The 19,429-nt window shown below is 69.7% G+C and carries 16 protein-coding genes; 2 read left to right on the plus strand and 14 right to left on the minus strand.

Annotation, left to right across the window (positions count from 1 at the left end; all coding sequences use genetic code 11):
• Positions 1-13: 13 nt before the first annotated feature.
• From CBM2594_RS24650 to tssB, 11 genes are read right to left on the minus strand one after another with little or no spacing between them, the layout of a single operon-like run.
• Positions 14-244: a hypothetical protein gene (locus CBM2594_RS24650; protein WP_116359389.1), complete on the minus strand. Its 231-nt coding sequence runs from the start codon at positions 242-244 to the stop codon at positions 14-16.
• A gap of 19 nt (positions 245-263) precedes the next feature.
• A complete protein-coding gene (locus CBM2594_RS24655) occupies positions 264-650 on the minus strand; it encodes a DUF4280 domain-containing protein (protein WP_116359390.1) in 387 nt (128 codons plus the stop codon).
• Positions 651-652: 2 nt separating this feature from the next.
• A complete protein-coding gene (locus tag CBM2594_RS24660; RefSeq protein WP_232346740.1) occupies positions 653-1,366 on the minus strand; it encodes a toxin-antitoxin system YwqK family antitoxin in 714 nt (237 codons plus the stop codon).
• A gap of 12 nt (positions 1,367-1,378) precedes the next feature.
• Positions 1,379-3,280 (minus strand): type VI secretion system tip protein TssI/VgrG, encoded by a 1,902-nt coding sequence (gene tssI, locus CBM2594_RS24665; protein ID WP_116359391.1) that lies wholly within the window; start codon positions 3,278-3,280, stop codon positions 1,379-1,381.
• A 3-nt stretch (positions 3,281-3,283) separates the two neighbouring features.
• Positions 3,284-5,983, minus strand: a complete 2,700-nt coding sequence (tssH, locus tag CBM2594_RS24670; protein ID WP_116359392.1) for a type VI secretion system ATPase TssH — start codon at positions 5,981-5,983, stop codon at positions 3,284-3,286.
• Positions 5,984-5,994: 11 nt separating this feature from the next.
• Positions 5,995-7,113, minus strand: a complete 1,119-nt coding sequence (gene tssG / locus CBM2594_RS24675; protein WP_116359393.1) for a type VI secretion system baseplate subunit TssG — start codon at positions 7,111-7,113, stop codon at positions 5,995-5,997.
• Positions 7,068-8,867, minus strand: a complete 1,800-nt coding sequence (gene tssF / locus CBM2594_RS24680; protein ID WP_116359394.1) for a type VI secretion system baseplate subunit TssF — start codon at positions 8,865-8,867, stop codon at positions 7,068-7,070. The genes tssG and tssF overlap by 46 nt, the downstream gene beginning before the upstream one ends.
• Complete coding sequence (gene tssE, locus CBM2594_RS24685; protein ID WP_116359395.1) at positions 8,860-9,315, minus strand: type VI secretion system baseplate subunit TssE; 456 nt, start codon at positions 9,313-9,315, stop codon at positions 8,860-8,862. Before tssE ends, tssF begins: the two co-directional genes overlap by 8 nt.
• A gap of 27 nt (positions 9,316-9,342) precedes the next feature.
• Positions 9,343-9,867 (minus strand): Hcp family type VI secretion system effector, encoded by a 525-nt coding sequence (locus tag CBM2594_RS24690; protein ID WP_116359396.1) that lies wholly within the window; start codon positions 9,865-9,867, stop codon positions 9,343-9,345.
• A 47-nt stretch (positions 9,868-9,914) separates the two neighbouring features.
• Positions 9,915-11,426, minus strand: a complete 1,512-nt coding sequence (gene tssC, locus CBM2594_RS24695) for a type VI secretion system contractile sheath large subunit (RefSeq protein WP_116359770.1) — start codon at positions 11,424-11,426, stop codon at positions 9,915-9,917.
• Between the two features lie 41 nt (positions 11,427-11,467).
• Complete coding sequence (tssB, locus tag CBM2594_RS24700) at positions 11,468-12,013, minus strand: type VI secretion system contractile sheath small subunit (protein WP_116359397.1); 546 nt, start codon at positions 12,011-12,013, stop codon at positions 11,468-11,470.
• 871 nt (positions 12,014-12,884) lie between these two features.
• On the opposite strand from tssB, the gene CBM2594_RS24705 reads away from it, so the two are divergent.
• Together CBM2594_RS24705 and CBM2594_RS24710 are read left to right on the plus strand one after the other, a co-directional pair.
• Complete coding sequence (locus CBM2594_RS24705; protein ID WP_232346741.1) at positions 12,885-13,511, plus strand: LuxR C-terminal-related transcriptional regulator; 627 nt, start codon at positions 12,885-12,887, stop codon at positions 13,509-13,511.
• Between the two features lie 293 nt (positions 13,512-13,804).
• Positions 13,805-14,983, plus strand: coding sequence for a glycosyltransferase family 9 protein (locus CBM2594_RS24710; protein WP_116359399.1), 1,179 nt, complete (start codon positions 13,805-13,807; stop codon positions 14,981-14,983).
• Between the two features lie 19 nt (positions 14,984-15,002).
• Here the strand turns inward: CBM2594_RS24710 and CBM2594_RS24715 are convergent, their stop codons facing one another.
• The 3 genes from CBM2594_RS24715 to CBM2594_RS24725 all read right to left on the minus strand — a co-directional run bounded on the left by CBM2594_RS24715 (position 15,003) and on the right by CBM2594_RS24725 (position 19,429).
• Complete coding sequence (locus CBM2594_RS24715; RefSeq protein WP_116359400.1) at positions 15,003-15,806, minus strand: IclR family transcriptional regulator; 804 nt, start codon at positions 15,804-15,806, stop codon at positions 15,003-15,005.
• A gap of 102 nt (positions 15,807-15,908) precedes the next feature.
• Positions 15,909-17,243, minus strand: a complete 1,335-nt coding sequence (locus CBM2594_RS24720) for an MmgE/PrpD family protein (RefSeq protein WP_116359401.1) — start codon at positions 17,241-17,243, stop codon at positions 15,909-15,911.
• An 83-nt stretch (positions 17,244-17,326) separates the two neighbouring features.
• Positions 17,327-19,429 (minus strand): acetate--CoA ligase family protein, encoded by a 2,103-nt coding sequence (locus CBM2594_RS24725; RefSeq protein WP_116359402.1) that lies wholly within the window; start codon positions 19,427-19,429, stop codon positions 17,327-17,329.

Raw genomic sequence — 19,429 nt, forward strand, 5'->3', positions numbered from 1 at the left:
CGTAGGTCATGTTTCATGGCGTCGCGGGCGCAGGGGCCGCGGCGGCGAGGCCCGTCGTGGCGACGGCACCCTGGGTGGCGGGCGCCGCCGCGATTTGCGCCGCAACCTGCGCCGCATCGGGAGCCGGCCGCGCCAGGCGCGTGCCGATCTCCACCCCCATCAGGAACAGCAGCGCGCACAGCAGCACCGCACAGGTCACGGCGATGGTCACCATGCGCGGGCTCATCGAAAATACATAGGTCATGGCTTGCCTTATTTCGTCGTCATGGCGTCATCACGGTGGCTTGCGCCGGCGCGACGACCTGGATCACGCCGCCCCATGCGCACGCCAGCCTGGAGGTGTGCTGCAGCGCCGGCGCGCCGCCGATCTGCACCGTCGGCGCACCGGGCAGCCATGGTGCCGGCGTCACCGGCACGCACGGCATCGGCGTCAGCACACCCTGCGCCGCCGCGGTGGCCGCCGCCACCTGCGGGTTGGCCACGCACTGGCACAGGCCGAACGGCGGGATGTTGACCAGCGGCAGGTGGTCCATCACGCTGGCGGCGCCGGTGCCGGCCAGCACGCGGCCCAGCGGCAGCACCGCCAGCGTGGACGGTGCCAGCCCGAAGCTGCATTGCATGGCCGCGCCGGCGGTGACCTGCAGGGCCATGCTCAACCCCTCAGCCAGCGCTCGAGGCGCTGCGCAAAGCCCGCGGGCAGTTCGGTGCCGTCGCCATCGTCGGCCGCTGCCGCCGGTTGCCAGTCTTCGCGCGGCTTGCCGGCCGCATAACCCCGCGTCGCCGCCACCTCGCCCGCGGCGCCGAAGCGGCGCGCGACCCCGTGCAGCAACCCGGCGCGGTAGGGCAGCGCCTGCACCAGCGCACCTCCGGCGCCGTACTCGCGGGTCTCGCCGTCGAGGCGGCCGGCGCGGTAGCGGCTGCGGCGCACCACCGCGCCCTCGTGCGCGTAGACCGCCTCGTCCTCGAGCCGGCCCTGCCGGTAGAGGCAGCGCGCGGTCACGTCGCCGGACGGCGCGTAGCACACGCTCTCGCCCTCGAGCTGTCCGTGGGCGTGCTGCTGGCGGGCCTGCAGCCTTCCATCGAGATATGTGGTGCTGATGCCGTGCAGCTGGCCGCCGGCGTAGTGGGCCTCGTACTCGACGCTGCCGTCGGCGGCATAGGCGCGCAGCAGCCCGGACAGCTCGCCGTGCGCGTACTCAGCATCGAGCCGCAGCGAGCCATCCGGATAAAAGCATTCCAGGCGTCCGTGCGGCCGGCCCGCGCACAGCGGCACGCGCGACACCAGCCGGCCGTCGCCGTCATGGGTCTCGGCCATGGCGGCGGCAGGATCGGCCGGATCGGGCAGCGCGGGATCGGTCAAAGGCATGGTCGGCTCCGCTCAGTTCAGTTTCACCAGGGCGCCCTTGAGTTCGAGCATGCCGCCGCTTTCCACCGTCTGCGCGGCGGACGCCTTCTGCCGCACCATCATCGCTTCGTGGCTCAGCGTGGTGCCGGCCTTGCTGCTGAGCGTGGTGCCGGCCTCGCACTGCAGGGACGTGCCGGCCTTGAACGAAATCGATCCGCCGACCTCGATTACCAGGTTGCCCTGCACCGTGAGCTTGTAGTTGCCGGCGACGTCGTGGCTGAACGCCGCGCCGCTGGTGTGGGTCTCGCCGCCGCCGGCCTCGACCTGGCGCGTGCCGCTGACCTTGTGGGTCTCGTTGCCGGAGGCCACCTCCAGCGCCAGGTCGCCGGACTTGATGCGATGCGATTCGCCGCCGGCTTCGACCGTGGTCGACAGCGTGTTTTCCACCGACACCGTCATCGCGCGCTGGGCGCGCAGGTACAGTTCCTCGGCGCCGGCCTTGTCTTCCATGCGCAGCTCGTTGCCGGCGCTGCCGCCCTTGGACGAACGCGAACGGATCACGCTTTGCGTCTGCATCGCGGGCAGCGGCACCGGCACACCCGACTGCCCGTTGTAGACGCTGCCGGTCACCAGCGGCCGGTCGGGGTCGCCGTCGACATAGCTGACCACCACCTCCTGGCCCACGCGCGGCAGGAACAGCTGGCCCCAACCTGCGCCGGCGGCGGCCTGCGCCACGCGGACCCAGCACGAGCTGTCCTGGTTGGCGCCGGGGCTGCGGTCCCAGTGGAACTTCACCTTGATGCGGCCGTGCGCGTCGGTCCAGATTTCTTCACCGGCGGAGCCCGCCACCGTGGCGGTATGCGTGCCGGCCACCAGCGGCCGGGGCGTGGCGAGCGGCGCGCGGAACGGCACCGACAGCGGCAGCACCGCGACCGTATTGCGATAGCTGTCGCCGCTGCAGGCATGCTCGACCGCGCGCACCACGTAGGCGCGGTCCAGCGCCGGGTCGACGTGGCCGGCCAGCGTGAAGCGGATGCCCGCGGCCAGGTGGCAGCACGCGCTCTCGCCCACGCCGGTGTGGGCCTCGGCCTGCTGCGCGCCGCTGCGCACGGCGGCCTTGCGGCTGGCGTCGTCGGCGTCGCGGTGCCGGCCCGGGAACACGTACTGCTGCGCCAGGTCTCCCGTGCCCGCCGGCGCGCTGCCCTGCGAAGTGCGCGCCTGCAGGTAGTCGTAGTCGGCCAGCACCTGCGTGGCCGCGCCGAGCTGCCGCGCCATGCCGAAGGCCAGCATGCGCGCCGCGCCGGCCGGCGGGCGCGCCATGCCGTCCATCGCCAGGTCGGCGCAGTGCGTGCCAGCCGGATGCGCGGAGGGGCTGTCGGCCAGCACCATGGTGTGCGCGCCGTCGGCAAAGGTGAAGAAGTAGAAGATGCCCTCTTCCTCCATCAGCCGCGAGATAAAGCTGAACGGGCTTTCGTCGTACTGCACGCAGTATTCGCGCACCGGATAGCGCGTCTCTGTAAGGCGCGCCTCGAACGCGACGTCGAAGGCCTGCAGCACGCGGCGGATGATCTGCGGCGCGGACAGGTTCTGGTAGATGGCGCGGTCGCGCCCGAGCGTGAGCAGCCACAGCCGCGGCGCCAGCTCCGCGCTGTAGAAGCCGTGCTGGTGGTCCGCGCCGGTGTGGGCAAAGCGCGTGACGATGCCGTTCAGGTACCGCGGCGCGCCGTCCGGGTGCCGCAGCGTGATGCTCAGGCGCTGGCCGACGATGCGCCCCGCATCCAGCCCCTTGTCCGACGAACGCATGCGCAGGCTGAAGCGGAATGGCTCGGAGATCGCCTCGCGCCCGGCGAAGCCGTCCAGCCGCAGCACGTCGCCGCCGAAGGGCGTGGCCAGCGTGGCGAAGTTGCCGGCCTGCGTGGCCAGTTTCGGGATCATGGCTCAGCGCCCCTCCTGCGGCAGGAAGCGGAACGCGACGCCGCCGGCCGCATCCAGCGACAGGTGCACGCCGCCGAAGCGCTCGTCCATCGACAACTGCTCCAGCACGCGGCGCGCCAGCTCCGGCAGCACCGCATGGGTCAGGATGTGGTCGACATTGCGCGCGCCGCTGTCGACCTCGGTGCAGCGCTGCGTGATGGCGCGCGCCAGCGCCTCGTCCCAGGTGAGCCGTGCGTTGTGGTTGCGCGCGAAGCGCTGCGCCAGCCGGGCCAGTTTCAGGTCGACGATCTCGCGGATCTGCGCGTCGCCCAGCGGGTAGTACGGCACCAGCACCAGCCGCGCCAGGAACGCCGGGCTGAACTGCCTGAGCAGCGCGGGGCGCAGCTTCGCCACCAGCGCCTCGGGCGCCGGGCGCCCGCCGCCGCGCACGGCCTCGGTGATCACGTCCTGCGCCGCGTTCGAGGTCAGCAGGATCACCGTGTTGCGGAAATCGATGGGCACGCCCTCGCCGTCTTCCATCACGCCCTTGTCGAAGACCTGGAAGAACAGCTCCAGCACGTCCGGGTGTGCCTTCTCCATTTCATCCAGCAGCACCACGCTGTACGGGCGGCGGCGCACCGCCTCGGTCAGCACGCCGCCGCGCCCGTAGCCGACATAGCCCGGCGGCGCGCCCTTCAGCCCCGAGACGCTGTGGGCCTCCTGGAACTCCGACAGGTTGACGGTGATCATGTTGCGCTCGCCGCCGTAGAGCAGGTCGGCCAGCGCATGCGCGGTCTCGGTCTTGCCGACCCCGCTGGGGCCGACCAGCAGGAACACGCCGACCGGCTTGCCCGGATCGTCCAGGTCGGCGCGGAAGGTGCGGATGCGGCGCGCAATCGCGTCGAGCGCCTCGTCCTGGCCCACCACGCGCTCGCCCAGCCGGTCGTGCAGGTACAGCACGGTATGCAGTTCGTCGGCCAGCATGCGCCCGACCGGCACGCCGGTCCAGCCCGAGATGACTTCGGCGACCGCGGCCGAGTCGACGCAGACCGGCACCATCGGCTCATCGTTCTGCACCGCCTCCAGGCCCTTCTCCAGGCGCGCGAGCGTGGCGCCGAGCGACGCGGCGCTGTCGGCGCAGTCGTCGCCGTCGTCGCCGTCCTCTTGCGCCCCAGCGCTTTCGCCGTCCTGGTTCTCCAGCCAGGCCGCGATCTTGCCGCGACACGCCAGGATCTCGGCCACGGCGCGCTGCTCGGTGGCGAGCTTGTCGCTGAGGCGGGCGTGCTGGCTGCGGGCCTCGTCGCGCGCGCGCGTGACCGCGGCGATCTCGTCGGCGCGCGCGGTGCCGGTGGCGGCCTCATGGCGCAGGATGCGCAGCTGGTTCTCGGCGCTTTCGATGCTGCGCCCCAGCGCCTCGATGGCCTCGGGCACGCCGCCCTGCGCCGCGGCCACGCGCGCGCAGGCGGTGTCGAGCACGCTGATGGCCTTGTCGGGCAGCTGCCGTCCCGACACATAGCGGTGCGACAGCCGGACCGCATCGCGCACGGCATCGTCAAGGATCTCCACGCCATGGTGGCGTTCCAGCTGGCGCACCATGCCGCGCAGCATGTCGATGGCCACGGCCTCGGCCGGCTCGTCCACCTTGACGATCTGGAAGCGGCGCGCCAGCGCGGGGTCGCGCTCGATGTACTTCTTGTATTCGGCCCAGGTGGTGGCGGCAATGGTGCGCAGCTCGCCGCGCGCCAGCGCGGGCTTGAGCAGGTTGGCGGCATCGCCCTGCCCCTCGCTGCCGCCCGCCCCGATCAGCTGGTGGGCTTCGTCGATAAACAGGATCACCGGCGCCGGCGAAGCCGCCACCTCGGCAATGACCGACTTGAGCCGGTTCTCGAACTCGCCCTTCACGCCGGCGCCAGCCTGCAGCAGCGCCAGGTCCAGCGAGCGCACCGAAACCTGGCGCAGCGACGGCGGCACCTCGCCGGCGACCACGCGCCGGGCAAAGCCTTCGACCACCGCGGTCTTGCCCACGCCTGCCTCGCCGGTGAGGATGGGGTTGTTCTGGCGCCGGCGCAGCAGCACGTCGATCAGCTGCCGGATTTCACTGTCGCGCCCGCGCACGGGATCGATCGCGCCGGCGCGCGCCAGCGCGGTCAGGTCGACGGTGTACTGCTCCAGCGCCGTGGCCTGCCCGCTGCCGGCCACGCGGTGCGGCATGCCCGGCACGGCGCCTTGCGCGCCGGGCATGGCCGCGCCGGGCGCCGAGGCGCCCAGCAGCGCGGGCAAGGCCTCGCGCAGCGCCGCGCGCGGAATCGACAGCAACGCCGGCGCCGACTCCAGCAGCATGCCGCGCAGGCTTTCCACTTCCAGCAGCGCCAGCAGCAGCGTGCCGGCACGCACCTGCTGCTCGCCCAGCAGCATCGAACTGAGCAGCCACGCTTCCTGGAACAGCGGCGAGAAACTGGGCGACAGCACCGGCGTGCGGCCGTTGCCGCGCTTGAAGCCGTCGACCGCCTTCTGCAGCTGCGCCGCGACCTGCGCCGGCGACAGCGCGAAGTGCGCGAAGATGGCCTGCAGGTCCGCGGCGCCGCCCTCGAGCAATTGCAGCAGCAGGTGCTCGACGTCGACGCTGTAGTGCGTCTGCCGCACGCACAGCTGCGCGGCCTGCTCCATGGCATGCCGGCATTCCGGATCGAGGCGGCTCAGCAGCGTGCGGATATCGATGTCCATGGCCAGGCGTCTCAACGAGAGGACAGCGAGTGCGGGCTGCGCGCACCGCCGCGCAACGCCAGCTGGACCGGCGCCGGCCGGGACTGCCCGCCGCCGGCAAGCCAGGTGGTCCAGCCCAGCCGCGCACCCGGCCCCAGGCGCGCCGGCGCACGCGTGCCGACATGGAGCGCAAGCCGGACCGCGAGCGGCTGCGGCGCATAGGCCCGCACCAGCCCCGCGATCAGCGCGTGGTCGTTGCCGCCGGGCAGCAGCGCCTGCAGGCGCGCGGCCGCGGGCAACTGCACGTCGAGCCGGATGCCGGCGGCCTGGTCCCACGCGCGCTGCCCCAGCACCGCGCCGCCGCCGAGCGCGGTACCGGCGACGGCCCCGCGTCCGCCCAGCCGCACCGCGTCGCCTGCCGCGACCGGCAGCCATCCGCCCATGAATTGCGTGCCGCGCACGCGCAACCCGAGCCGGTCCCCGAGCAGCGCCAGCAGGCCTGCCATCGAACGCGGCGCCGGACCCAGCAAGCCCGCGTGGCGCAGCCACGGCGCCGGCGTGCCGGGTGCAGCGCCGGCAGTCTCATCCGCTACTGCATCCGCTGCCGCCCCGCGCTGCAGGCCCAGGTTGCTGAGCGCATCCAGGCAGTCAGCCAGCGGGCCGGTGGCCGGACGCTGGCTGCCCAGTGCCGGGACATGCTTGCCGCGGCCGCGATACAGGAATGACAGGAAGCGGTGGTTGAAGCTGTCGAGCAGGTCGCCCATCGCCGGGTCGCGCGCGGCGCGGCGCTCGAGCAGCAACTCGGTATAGGCCAGCGGCAGCGGGCCGCCCGCGCCCGCCAGCGACATCACGGGCGTCGCCAGCATGTAGCGGTGCGCGTCGCGGCCGCCCTCACCGCCCTCACCGCGCTCACCGCCCTCGCCGGGCCGTTGCAGGCGGCCGATATCGCGCGGCTGGAACGCCAGCGACACCAGCCCGCGCAGGCGCACCGGCTCGCCCATGCCATGGCCGCGGCCGAGCGGCTGCGCGCCCGGCACGGCACGTTCCAGCAGGCGGATCGCCTGGAACAAATCGAAGCCAGCCGGATTGTCGGCCAGCTGGTCGATCACAGCAGCTGCTGGCTGCCGGTCATCGCTGGCCATTGCTTCCATGTCTCGTCTCCGCGGCGCACCACCAGCCGCACAAAGGAATTGACCGAGGTGTACAGCGCGAAGAAGCGCGCCAGCACCGCCCCCAGCAGCAGCGGCGAGCCGCCAACAAAGGCATCGGGATCAAATTCGACCGCCACCTCGGTGCCGCGGCAGTAGCCGCGCCAGGCTTCGCTGCCGACATGCGCGGTCGCGCCGCGCGCGCGCACGCTGCGGATGCCGCGCACCTGCTCCTGCTGGCGCTGCCCGTCGCCGGCGAACAGGCGCAGCATCTGCTGCACGGCGTGGCGGCCGGTTGCGCCGCTGGCCAGCGTGCCATGGTGCCGGGTCAGCAGCGTCACCAGCTGCCACAGGGTCTCGCTGCCCATGGGCGGGTTGCGCTGCGCGGTCGGCTCGTAGAGGCAGCGCACCTGCGCGTACTGCGACACATCCTCCAGCACCAGCCGCGCGCCCACCGGAACCTGCTCCGCCAGCCGGCGGTTGGTGCACAGCACGTTGGCATACGCCACCGCTGCCGCCGGCAGCCGCTGCACGTTGCGCGCATCGACAAAGCTCAGGTACATGTCGGTGCCGGACAGGCTGGCGCGCAGCGTCGGCTCGCGGCGGGCGTGCCAGAACAGTTCGCCCTCGGCCGGATCGCCGCTGGCCGCGGCAAAGGGCGGCACGGCCAGGGCGCGCTCGCTGTCAGGGTCCGACAGCACCACCGAGCGGATCGAATGGATCTCGGTCATGGCCTCGCGGCGCTGGTCGGCCACCAGCCGGTGCTCATAGTGGCGGTGGTCGAGCACGATGGGTTCGCTGGTCTGCGCAAACAGGTTGATCGCGGGCACGCAGCCAAGCCGGAACATGCCGGCATGCACGCGGCCCAGCGCGGGCGCGCCGCGCCGCAGGCACAGCTCCACCTCGCAGCTGCGGCCGTTGCCGAGCCGCCCCGCCGGCAGGTCCAGCTCGAAGAAATGGAACTTGCGCGCAAAGGCGAAGTATTCCTGCATCAGCCCGTAAGCGGGTTGGGCGTGCGGCGGCTGCGGCAGCACGTTCTCGTCGGCGCCATAGCCGGCCTCGCGCCACGCGCTGGCCGGCAGCCAGGTCTGGGGCGCGTTCGGCGGGGCCACCCGCACGCCCGCCACGCTGGTGACCAGCGCCTCGTACAGCGGCACCGTCACCATCCAGTCGCCGTGCAGGTGCAGGCGCAGCGTGCCCAGTTCCAGTTCGGAAAAATCCACCCCGGGCGCGCACTCCAGCGTCAGCCTGAGCGCGTGGTCCTCGGTCATCCGGGCCTGCGTGACCGCGAGCGGCCACAGCGTCGTGTCCCAGGCGGTGCGGAAGCGGCAGGCCTCGCCGCTTTCGGTGCGCGCATGCAGCCCGGTGTGGCGCGGCACCGCGTAGCCTGCGGTCACCTTGCCCTGGCCGGCATCCAGCTCGAACTGCACCACCGTCATCGACGGCACCGGCTGTACCAGCGACGGGCACACGTTGTCCAGCAGCGCCGCGGCAAGCTGCGGGAAGGCCTGGTCCAGGTCGCGATGCACGCGCGCCGCGAGGAAGGCGGTGGCCTCGATCAGGCGCTCGGTATGCGGGTCCGGCGATTCGGTGCCATGCCACGCGATGCGCGCGGCCACGCTGGGATAGCGCTCGGCAAACGCGGCGCCCTCGGTGCGAAGATAGGCCAGCTCGCGCTTGTAGTAGGGCAGGATGCCGCCGTCGCCCGCGTCATCCAGGCCGGCTCCGTCGCCGCCGTTCGCCACACTTTCAGCCATGATCGCTCCAGCGCGGATCGGCCGGCTGGCCCGCCGCGGCAAGCTCGAAGGCCACGCGCACGGGCGCGGCGCCCAGCGCCAGTTCGCCGTCGATCGCCAGCACCGGCCACGGCGTGTCGCGTTCGGCAAAGCGCACGCGCACACGGCGCAGGCGCGGCTCGAACAGCGCGATCGCATGCGCGGCCAGCGCCGCGATCGCGTCGCAGTCCGGCACCGACTGGAACGAGCGGAACGAGAAGTCCGGCACGCCATAGTCGAGCACGGTCCCGTCCGACGCCAGGAACTGCGCCTCGGTCAGCCGCGAGCGCGTATTGAGCAGCCGCGCCAGTTCGCGCGCCACCGACTGGCGCAGCGGCTCGCCTTGCAGCAAATGCGTGGCGGCGCCGTCGGCGCGCGCCGACAGGCGCTCGAACAGCGGCATCGGCGACCCGGTGACGATGACGGACATAGGTGCTCGGCTGCGGTGCGGCTTTGCTTAGGCCGCCTTCTTCTGCGGCTCCGGCGGCGCCGACACCGCACACGCCACGTTCTCCACCAGGTCCCAGCCGAACGCCGCCGTGCCTTCCTTCTGCGCATCGCCCTTCTGCTGGGTGAAGAACGTGGTGATGCGGGTGAAGTCGAGCGTGAACGAGTCCGTCGGCTGGCCGCCGCCACCAGAGGTCTGGATCGACTCGACGATGGCGTCGCTCAGCGTGTAGGTCAGCTCCGAACGGAATGCACCGTCCTCGGTCCTGCCGATCTCCAGCTTGACCTCGCCCAGCGAGCGGCCCGCGGCGCAGGCCGCATACAGGCCCGGCGTGGCCTGGTCGGTCAGCTTGGTCAGCGACATGCTGTGGAAATTCGCCTTGCCGGAGGTCCGCTTGGAGTTGGCGGGATCATTGGTCACGGCCATCGCCACGCCATGCGAGAACGAATAGATCTGGATGCGCTCGGCGGCGCGGCCGGTCTGCTGCTTGTTGCTGCCCTTGATTTCCGGGATATCGAGGATGATGGTGTCCATGGCGTCTGTGCTCTCTCTGTACGGTTAGGTCCGGCAACAGCGGCCGGCTACGCGGCCGCGGCCGGCAGGTCGGCGACCAGGCGGATCGATGCGGTCAGTTCTTCCATCTGGAAATGCGGCTTGAGGAAGCACGTGGCACGGTAGGCGCCGGGCTTGCCGGGCACCTCGGTCACGTCGACGCGCGCCGCGCTCAGCGGAAAGCGCGACTTGGCCTCCGGTGTCGCCGCCGGGTTCAGCAGCACGTAGTCGGCGATCCAGTTGTTGAGGTAGCGCTCGACATCGCCGCGCGTCTGGAAGCTTCCCACCTTGTCGCGCATGATCACTTTCAGGTAGTGCGCGAAGCGCGAGGCCGCCAGCACGTACGGCAGCCGTGCGGACAGCTGCGCGTTGGCGTTGGCCTCGTCCTTGTTGTAGACCTTGGGCTTGTTCGCGGTCTGGCTGCCGAAGAAGGTCGCGCTGTTCGAGCCCTTGGCGTTGACGATGGCGATAAAGCCCAGGTCGTTCAGCTCTTTCTCGCGGCGATCGGTAATGGTGACTTCGGTCGGGCATTTGAGCGCGACGTCGCCTTCGTCGGTCTTGTAGGTGTGCGCGACCAGTCCGTCGACCTTGCCGCCCCCTTCTACGCCGCGGATCGCCGTGGCCCAGCTGTACTTGGCGTGGGCGTCGGTGATGCGCAGGCCCAGCTGGTAGGCGGAGTTGGCCCACAGGTACTTGCCGTGGTCGGTGCCGTCGACGTCTTCTTCAAAACGGAAACTCTCCACGGGATTGGTCCGGGCGCCATAGGGCAGGCGTGCCGCGTACGACGGCAGCACCAGCGACACGTAGCGCGAATCCTCGCTGTCGCGGAAGCTGCGCCACTGCGCCAGCTCGGCACTCTCGAACACCTTCGCAAGGTCGCGCGTCACGCCCAGCTCGGTGAACGAGCGCAGGTCGAACAGGCTCGGCGCGGCGGCGGCGATGAACGGCGCATGGGCAGCGGCGGCGACCTTCGAGATCCGCTCCAGCAGCGCCACGTCCTGCGGATGGCGGCCAAAGCTGTAGTCGCCGATCAGCAGCGTGTAGGGATGGCCGCCAAAGGTGCCGTACTCATCCTCGTAGATCTTCTTGAACAGCACGCTCATGTCGTGATCGACCGCGGTTTCCAGGTCCTTCAGCAGTTCGGCCTTGGTCACGTTGAGCAGGCGCAGCTTCAGGCTGGCACCGGTTTCGGTGCCGTAGACCATGTCGTGCAGGCCGGTCCATGCGCCCTCGAGCGCCTGGAACGCGGGATCGTGCATGATCGCGTTGAGCTGGTCGCTCAGCAGCCGGTCGATCTCGGCCACGCGTTCGTTGATGGTTGCCACCAGGCTCTTGTCCGGGCTGGTGCGCATGCCCTCGTCGAGAATCTGCGAAGCGAGCTGGCCGATCAGCTTCTTGGCATAGCCGCTCTGCGACGGCTCCACGGCCATATTGCCTTCCTGCACGATGCGGTCGAGCAGCGTCGGTTCGGGCCCGGCTGCCACCGTGGTGCTCCCCTTCGATTCAATGCCCGCGTTGTCCGCGGCGGCGTTCTTTGCCATCTGGTTCACCCCTTGTCAGTTGGTTGCGTGCCGCGGTGGCGTCATGCCGGCGTGGCGTCTGCGCTGTCGACCGGTGCCGCCGGTGCCGCCGCCGTGCCGGCATCGGCTTCGCTGCGCACGCGCTTGAGTTCGTCGGCGTTGTTGACGATGCGCTCGAGCAGCACGTCGAGCTCGTCGTTGCCGTCGAGCTTGCCGAGCAGGTCGCGCAGCTGCTGGCGCGCTTCGAGCAGCTTGGCCAGGCGCGGCACCTGCGCCACCAGGCTTTCGGGATGGAAGTCGCCGAACTTGCTGAAATGCAGCTCGACCTTGAGACTGGCGTCGCCCTTCATGGTGTCGGGCACCGACAGCTCCAGCCGCGGCGCGATCTTGCCCATGATCTCGTCGAAGTTGTCGCGATCGATCTCGATAAAGCGGCGCTCCTTGAGCTTGGGCGGCGGCACCGCCGGCTGCCCCGACAGGTCGGCCAGCAGGCCGACCACCATCGGCAGCTCGCGCTTCTCGACGGCATCGCCGACCTCTACGTCATACGAGATCTGGACCCGCGGCGGGCGATTGCGCCCCACCCACTTCTGCAGACTATTGGACATGGAACTCTCCGGAAGGACTCGAATGGGTCCGGTCAAAGCATCGGTTGCGCACGGTGCCCCGTGCCGCAGGCAAAGCCAGTCCCCCGGCCCGGAAAACCCGGTCCGTTGCAGAGGCGCAAGCGCTGCGCCGCGGCGCCGCCACGACGGCCCCGCGGGGCACGCACCCTCGCTGGCAAACCCACTGGTGTGTTGCCCGTTCCTGCCTGGCGCGGCGCGCCGGCAGCTGGCCGCTGCGCAATAGCGGCATGCACGGCATGCCGCGGCAGGACGAAGGCACCTTGTCTTCGCGCGCCGTTCCATCGTTGACCCATGCTGTGTTTCTCATTGCGGCACGCAAATTCAAGCGGAATTTAAGGCGACGCGCCGGGCCGGCACAATCCCTGAGAATTGGTATTTTGCGATTCACGGCAGGTTCACGGCAGGCGTGGCGGCGCGCCCAGCGCGGCAGCACGGCGCCGTTCGCGGCCAGCGGATACGGTTGATGGCACCCGGGCATGGCACGGTCTGCGACGCGCTCTTTGCCTGATTTCAGGGATAGGAAAAACCCGCCGCTTCGTCTTTACTACAGCCGAAGGCCCAGCGGCCGGCAGCGTCCATGGCGCGGCCGGGAGCGCAGCCAAGGGTCGAACCAGAACACATTGAGGGGTCAGCCATGCCTAACGCATACGACAGTTGCCGTATTGCTCCGCCACGGGGTCCGATGATGAAATCAGCACCGCTGATCATCTGAACCGCACCCGACCGGGCCCGCCGTTCGCACCCCTGGTCGCACCGCCCCATGTCCGATTCCATGCCAACCCATGCGGCGCCCTCCGCTGGCCGCCCAAACCACCCCCGTGGCCAGCTGCTGCTGGTCGGGCATGATGGCCCGATGCGCGCGCGTCTCTGCGGCATCCTTGCGGTGCTCGGCTACCCGGCCGGCGCAATCGCCTTTGCCGACGGCATCGACGCGGCCTGCGCGCGGCTGGAGCCCGGCAGCTTCGACATGGCTTTGGTCGATACCTGCCTGCCCCACGGCAGCGGCATCGAAATGATCCGGCGCCTGCGCGAACACACCGCGGAACTGCCCATCGTGCTGGTCACGTCGCCAGGCACGGACGCAGAAATCGTCGGCGCACTGATCGCCGGCGCCACCGGCTACCTGCTCAAGGAGCGCGACGACATCGAACTGACGGTGTGCCTGCGCGGCGCGCTGCGCGGCGAGACCCCGATCGACCCGTCGATCGCCAAGCGGCTGCTCGCCGCCCTGGTGCCCAAGACCGGCCTCGCGCAAGCCAGGCCCGCGCCGCCGGCCAGCGCCAAGCCGCTGCTGAGCGCGCGCGAGACCGAGATCCTGGTGTTCATCAACAAGGGCTCGACCAACCGCGAGATCGCCGACGCGCTGTCGCTGTCGCGGCTGACGATCGAGTCGCACGTCAAGAATATCTACAAGAAGCTGGCGGTGAAGACGCGGACCCAGGCGATTTTCGAGGCGCGGGCGTATGGGGTGTTGAATTGAGGGGCATGGAATTGGCCCCGACATACCCCTAAAGGCTGGGTCAAAATTTGCCGATATCTTCGGTAAACTTGCGGCGGTTTCCGAACTTTTCCCCTCCCCGGCGCTGGTCAGGATGTCCGTTGATCGAAGCCGCCGGGCGCGAACTGGGTTGCTCACAGATGCCGGTCTGAATTGCTGGTTTTTGGCGCGGACAGCTGGATCGGGAAAATTCTTCGGGAATTATCCAAACCAACCGGAATACCGCGTCGCCCTGCTGGAAGCAGCAGGAAGTCAAACCGCAGTGAGCAGTCATCATGTCAAAGCAGTGGAAGGTACGGCTGGCAAATCTCTGCATTGGGGCCTACCGCTTCCTTAGTATCAGCCCCAGGGCCAGACGCTCGCCGGTGCACGATCAGAGATTCAGCCGGCTCGTCGTATTCTCGACCACGGCCCTGGGCGACTTCATGCTGAATACCCCTGCGATCCGGGCCCTGCGCAACAGATTCCCGGACGCCAGTATTACGCTGGTGGCAAATCCGAGAAACCGGGACCTGGTCAGCGCATGTCCCTATTTCAACGATGTCGTTTTCTGGGACCATAAGGCCAGGAGCATCGTCGCCACCATCTGGCGACTACGAAAGCGCAAGCCGCAGTTGGCGGTCATCCTGCACTCGAAAGCGCCGTACGACCTGATCGCGGCGGTCTTCGCCGGGTGTTCTTACCTGTTCAAGAACATCTACGATGATGAACTGCCTGGCCAGGAACGGTGGCTCGAAGCCGGTACCTGGACACGTGACAAAGGCCACTTGATCCAGAGCAAGCTGGACCTGGTGGGCCATTTGGGCTGCGACACATCCAACACTGAGATGTTCGTGCCCGTCCGTCCTGTCATCGGCGGTTCGCCGGCGAACACTGTGATCGGTTTCCAGCTGGGCGCCTCACAGCCGATCCGGTGCTGGCCGATCGAGCATTTCATCAAGCTGGCCAAGGCCCTGCTCGCCGAAGCGGAGGACACCGCGATCGCGCTGATCGGATCGGATAAGGAACGGAGCCTGGAGGCCAGGTTCATGGCCGGGCTGACGCCGCAGGAGAGGCAACGTGTTATCAGCCATGTCGGCCGAACCACGCTGCCCACGCTTCTTACCGTGATTCAGCGCATGAAGGTGCTGGTTACCGGCGATACGGGCCCGCTCCATCTGGCCATTGCACTCAAAGTCAGGACCGTCAGCCTTTTTGCCACGGCGAGTCCGGAGAAGACCGGCCCCTATCAAGACATGGCCCTGCACAAGGTGTTGCACGTGGCGATGGACTGGCGACAGCTAACCGAGGCTGGGCGCCCACCGATGGCTTTCATTGAAGTCGACGAGGTACTGAGCTCTGTGGTGGCCTCGATGCGAAGTGGCGAACCCGGGCATCCCCGGTTGTTGCCAGCGCATGCACGCCCGGTCCAGCGGACGGCCGGACAGGAAGTGGCCGCCCTGGCGGTCTCGTAGCGGCTACGGCGCCGACGCCCTACCCTTCCCGCGCCACCCGCTCCCGGATCGCCGCGGCAAGCTTCATCAGCGGCGCCGCCAGGGCGGCCTCGACCGCCCCGGCATCCAGCGGCGTGGACATGCTCACGTTCAGGACGTGGACGGCGTATCCGTCAAACCGCATCGGTGTCGCCATGGCCACCACCTGGGGCTGCCATGACGCGACGCAGTAGCCCGTGGCGTGGACCGAAGCCACCGCGGCATCGATCTCACGCCGCAGCTCACTCCAGCCGCGTCCGCGGTTCTTGTCCGCCAGCGTCCGCATCGTCACGCTGAACACCTCCGGTGGCAGCGTTGCAAGGTGCGCGCGGCCGAGCGAGGTCAGCGCCATCGGGATGCGCTGTCCGCTCACCACCGTGCGCAGCGACTGGCGCCGGTTATAGCGGAACGACTCGAGGTAGACCATCTCGTCGGCCTCGGCCACCGCCAGCCCGACATTGATCCGGTGCCGCATGGCCACCTCGACCATCAACGGCGCCGCCGCCTTGAGGACCTGCTCGCTGTCGCGCATGGCGTGCGCCATGCAGAGCACCGGCACGCCCAGGCGGTAGGTACGGGATTTCGGCATGTACTCGAGCATGCCGGTCTCGACCAGCGATTGGGTCAGGCGGCTGACCGTGGAGCGCGACAAGCCGGTACGCTCGGCGATCTCGCTGTTGCCGAGCACGGACGAGCCGGCGCGGAAGGCGCGCAGCACGGCAACGCCGCGTTCGAGCGAGCGGTTCGGCGTGGCCTTGCCCTTGCCTGGTTTGATCCGTTCGGAGTTGACGATGCTGTTTGCCATGACGCGGAATCGCTGCCTGCCCTCATACGATCGATCGGCGGCATCCGTCGTGCCGCGCTGAAGACAACGTACCATACCCCGGCAGCTTTTCCGCGCCGCGGCTCAGTCGAACCACGCAACCACCGGCTCGGTCTCAAGGCCCCAGATCTTCCGCACCAGCCGGCGCGCGCCATCAACGCCGATCACCGGCGACGCCAGTTCCATCAGCTTGCCGTCCAGGTCCGCATCTGTTAGCGGGTCCTCCGGATCGCCCTTGCGATTCGGCTGCAGGTAGTCTGCCGTGGCACCGCCCGTGGTTTCGATTTCGATCCTTGCGGCGCGCTTGCCAGGAAACCAGCCGTCGATCTCGGGGTCGACCTCGACCGTCATGCCGTCCATCAGCCGGCGCGTCTCGCTGTGCCACAGCCGTTCCGGTGTGTACGCCGACAGGCGCACGCTGCCATGCACCAGCGCGGCGGCGACGACGAACTTGAGGCTGAACTTGGCTTCGTTCTCGCTCTTTGGATCCAGATAGCAGGCGATATCGAGCGCCGGTCCATAGGTGGCGACGCGGACGCGGCGGATCTGCGCGGCCTCGACGCCCAGCTTCGCTTTCAGCGCCAGCGCCCCGTCGATCGCGGCAAAGGTGTGGCCGCAGCCAATGTGGTTCTTGAAGGTCAGCCGGCAGATGTGGAAGTCCTGCCCGAGCGTCGAAGCCAGCGTGCTCCAGTCCGGCCCGTCCGACATCGCGCGGCCCATGCCCGTCTCGCCATCAAGCACATCGAGCGATCCGGTGATGCCGGCGATGGCGGCGCGGGCGGCCAGCAATCCACCCTCCGCGGCACGGCCCGCGTGCAGCGGCTTGGACATCGAATCCATGCGGAACGCCTGCTGCAGTCCGGCGGCGAACGTCGCCGCCGTCGCCAGCGCGTGGGCAAGCTGTGCTTCGCTCGCGCCGTGGATGAAAGCCGCGGCGGCGGCCGCGCCAAAGGTGCCGACCGTGGCGGTGCTGTGCCAGTAGCGATAGTGCGCCCGGCCCAGCACCACGCCGATGCGCGTCGACACCTCATAGCCGACCACGATGCCCTTGAGCAGCGTCTCGCCGCTGGCGCCCACGTCCTGTGCGGCCGCGATGGCGGCGGCGATGGTGGCGGCACCGGGGTGGTACATCGCATCACGGAAGCTGTCGTCGATCTCGGCAGCGTGGGCGGCGGCGCCATTGAGCAGCGCCGCGGCGCGCGCGGTGGCCCGTTGCCCCATCGGCAGCGTGGCGTTGCCGCGGCCAAGCTCTTCGGCCAGCACGCGCTGCAGGCGCTGGACCGCGTCGGTGCCGATGCCCGGATACAGCGCCGCATGCCAGTCGACCAGCGCGCGCTTCGCATGATGCAGCACCTCGGCCGGCAGCGGCCCGGCCTTGACGGTGCTGAAGAGCGGCCCGAAGGCCTCGGTTGCGTGCAAGATGGGTTCTCCTCAGCCGGCCTGTGCCGGCGTGCCTGGCGCTCGCGCTCGCGCTCGCGCTCGCTGCAAATGGTGGGGTCCGGTCAAGGCTTGCCGTTGCCGGCCAGCACCGCCACGCCATCGGCGGCCACCACGCCCTGCCCTGCGGGCAGCACGAACACCGGATTGATCTCCGCCTCGACCAGCCGGTCGCCAAGCGTGGCGACCATGCGCGAGAACGCGACGATGGTATCGGCCAGCGCGTCCACGTCGGCTTTCGGGCGGCCCCGGTAGCCCTGCAGCAAGGGCGCCGTCTTCAGGCGCCCGATCATCGCCAGCGCGGCCTCGCGCGTCAGCCCGCGTGCGCCGGGCAGCAGCCGCAGCGTGGTGTCGCCGAACAGCTCCGCCGCCACCCCGCCCATGCCAAGCAGGATCGCGGTGCCGAGCGCATCGCGGTGCATGCCGAGGATGACTTCGACGCCGCCCTTGACCATTTCCTGCACCAGGAAGCGCCTGGGCGCGATCCCCGTGGCCGACTGCACATCGCTGGCCATCGTTGCCAGCCGGCCTGCCACGTCCGCGGTCGGGACATTGACGGCCACGCCGCCGACGTCGCTCTTGTGGGTGATCTCGGCCGACAGGATCTTCAGCACGACGTTGCCGCTGAACGATCGCGCCGCCGCAGTCGCCTCGGCGCCATCGGCAACCACGACTTCCTTTGCGACCGGTACACCGAAGCCGGCGAACAGGCGCTTGGCCGCGGCTTCGTCGAGCGAGCCGGTGCCATAGGCCGAGAGATCGGGCAACGGCAGCGTGGGGGTGCCCGCTTCGTCAACCGCGCGGAGCCTGCCCGCATGCAGCATCGCGTCGATCGCCACGGTGCATGCCTCCGGCGCGGAAAACGCCGGCACGCCACGACGATTGAGCAACGATGCGACTTCCGGCGCATGCGGGCTCACGTATGCAATCACCGGCTTGTCGCTGTCGGGCAGGCAGTCGCGAATGGCATTGGCCATCAGGTCTGGCATGGCCAGGCTGGACGAGCCCACGATTACCGCGACCGCGTCATAGCTCGGGCTGTCGAGCAGGATGCGGATCGCGGCGCGCAACAGGTCGGGCTGCAAGCCGGCGAGGGTCACATCGATCGGATTGCGGTCAAGCGCCGCGTGGTCTCCTTGCTGCAGCGCGCGCAGCTTCGCCGCAGTGGCCTCGTCCGGCGCCGGCGTCTCGAAGCCGGCCACGCCCAGGCTGTCGGAGACCAGCGTGCCGGCGCCGCCGGTCGAGGTCAGGATCGCGACACGGTTGCCGGCCAGCTTGCGTCCGGTGGCCAAGGCGGCGGGCATGTCGAGCAGATCGGAGAAGGTTTGCGCGCGCATCACGCCGACCTGTTCGAACAGTGCGTCATACATGCGGTCCGCGCCGGCCAGCGCGCCGGTATGCGACACCGCGGCGCGCGCGCCGCTCTCGGAGCGGCCGATCTTGAACGCCACCACCGGCTTGCCGGCGCGCGCCGCCTTCAGCGCGGCACGGCGGAACGTTTCCGGGTTGCGCACGCTCTCGACATACAGCGCGATCACGCGGGTGGCCTCGTCATCGGCCAGGTAGTCGATAAAGTCGGCCAGGTCCAGGTCGACTTCATTGCTGGTGGACACCAGCTTGGACAGGCCGATGCCGCGCGCCGCGGCACGCGACAGCAAGGCGCCGAGGATGCCGCCGCTTTGCGACACCACGCCGATGCTGCCGGCCGGGAATTGGTCCATTTCCAGCGCACCGCTGGCCGATAGCGGGATATTGTCAGTCAGGTTGACCAGGCCGATGGTGTTGGGCCCCAGCAGGCGCATGCTGCCGGCCGCCTCGATCAGTTCGGCCTGGCGCCGCGCGCCCTCGGCGCCGGTCTCGGTATAGCCGCTCGCCAGCACGATGGCCGCACCCGCGCCGCGCGCCGCCAGCTCGCGCACCGCCAGGTGCGCGCGTTCGGCGCCCAGCAGCACGATGCCGACGTCCGGCACTTCGGGCAGCGAGGCGATGTCGGGATAGCAGCGCAGGCCGTCGATCGCCTGAACCTTGGGATTGACCGGGTAGATCGCCCCGCTGAAGCCATGCTTGCGCAGGTAGGAAACCGGGCGGCCGGCGGTCTTGGCGGGATCGGCGGATGCGCCGATCACGGCAACGCTGCGCGGCGCGACGAGTCGTTGGATCGCATTCAT

The sequence above is a fragment of the Cupriavidus taiwanensis genome (assembly GCF_900249755.1).
GTDB lineage: Bacteria > Pseudomonadota > Gammaproteobacteria > Burkholderiales > Burkholderiaceae > Cupriavidus > Cupriavidus taiwanensis_D.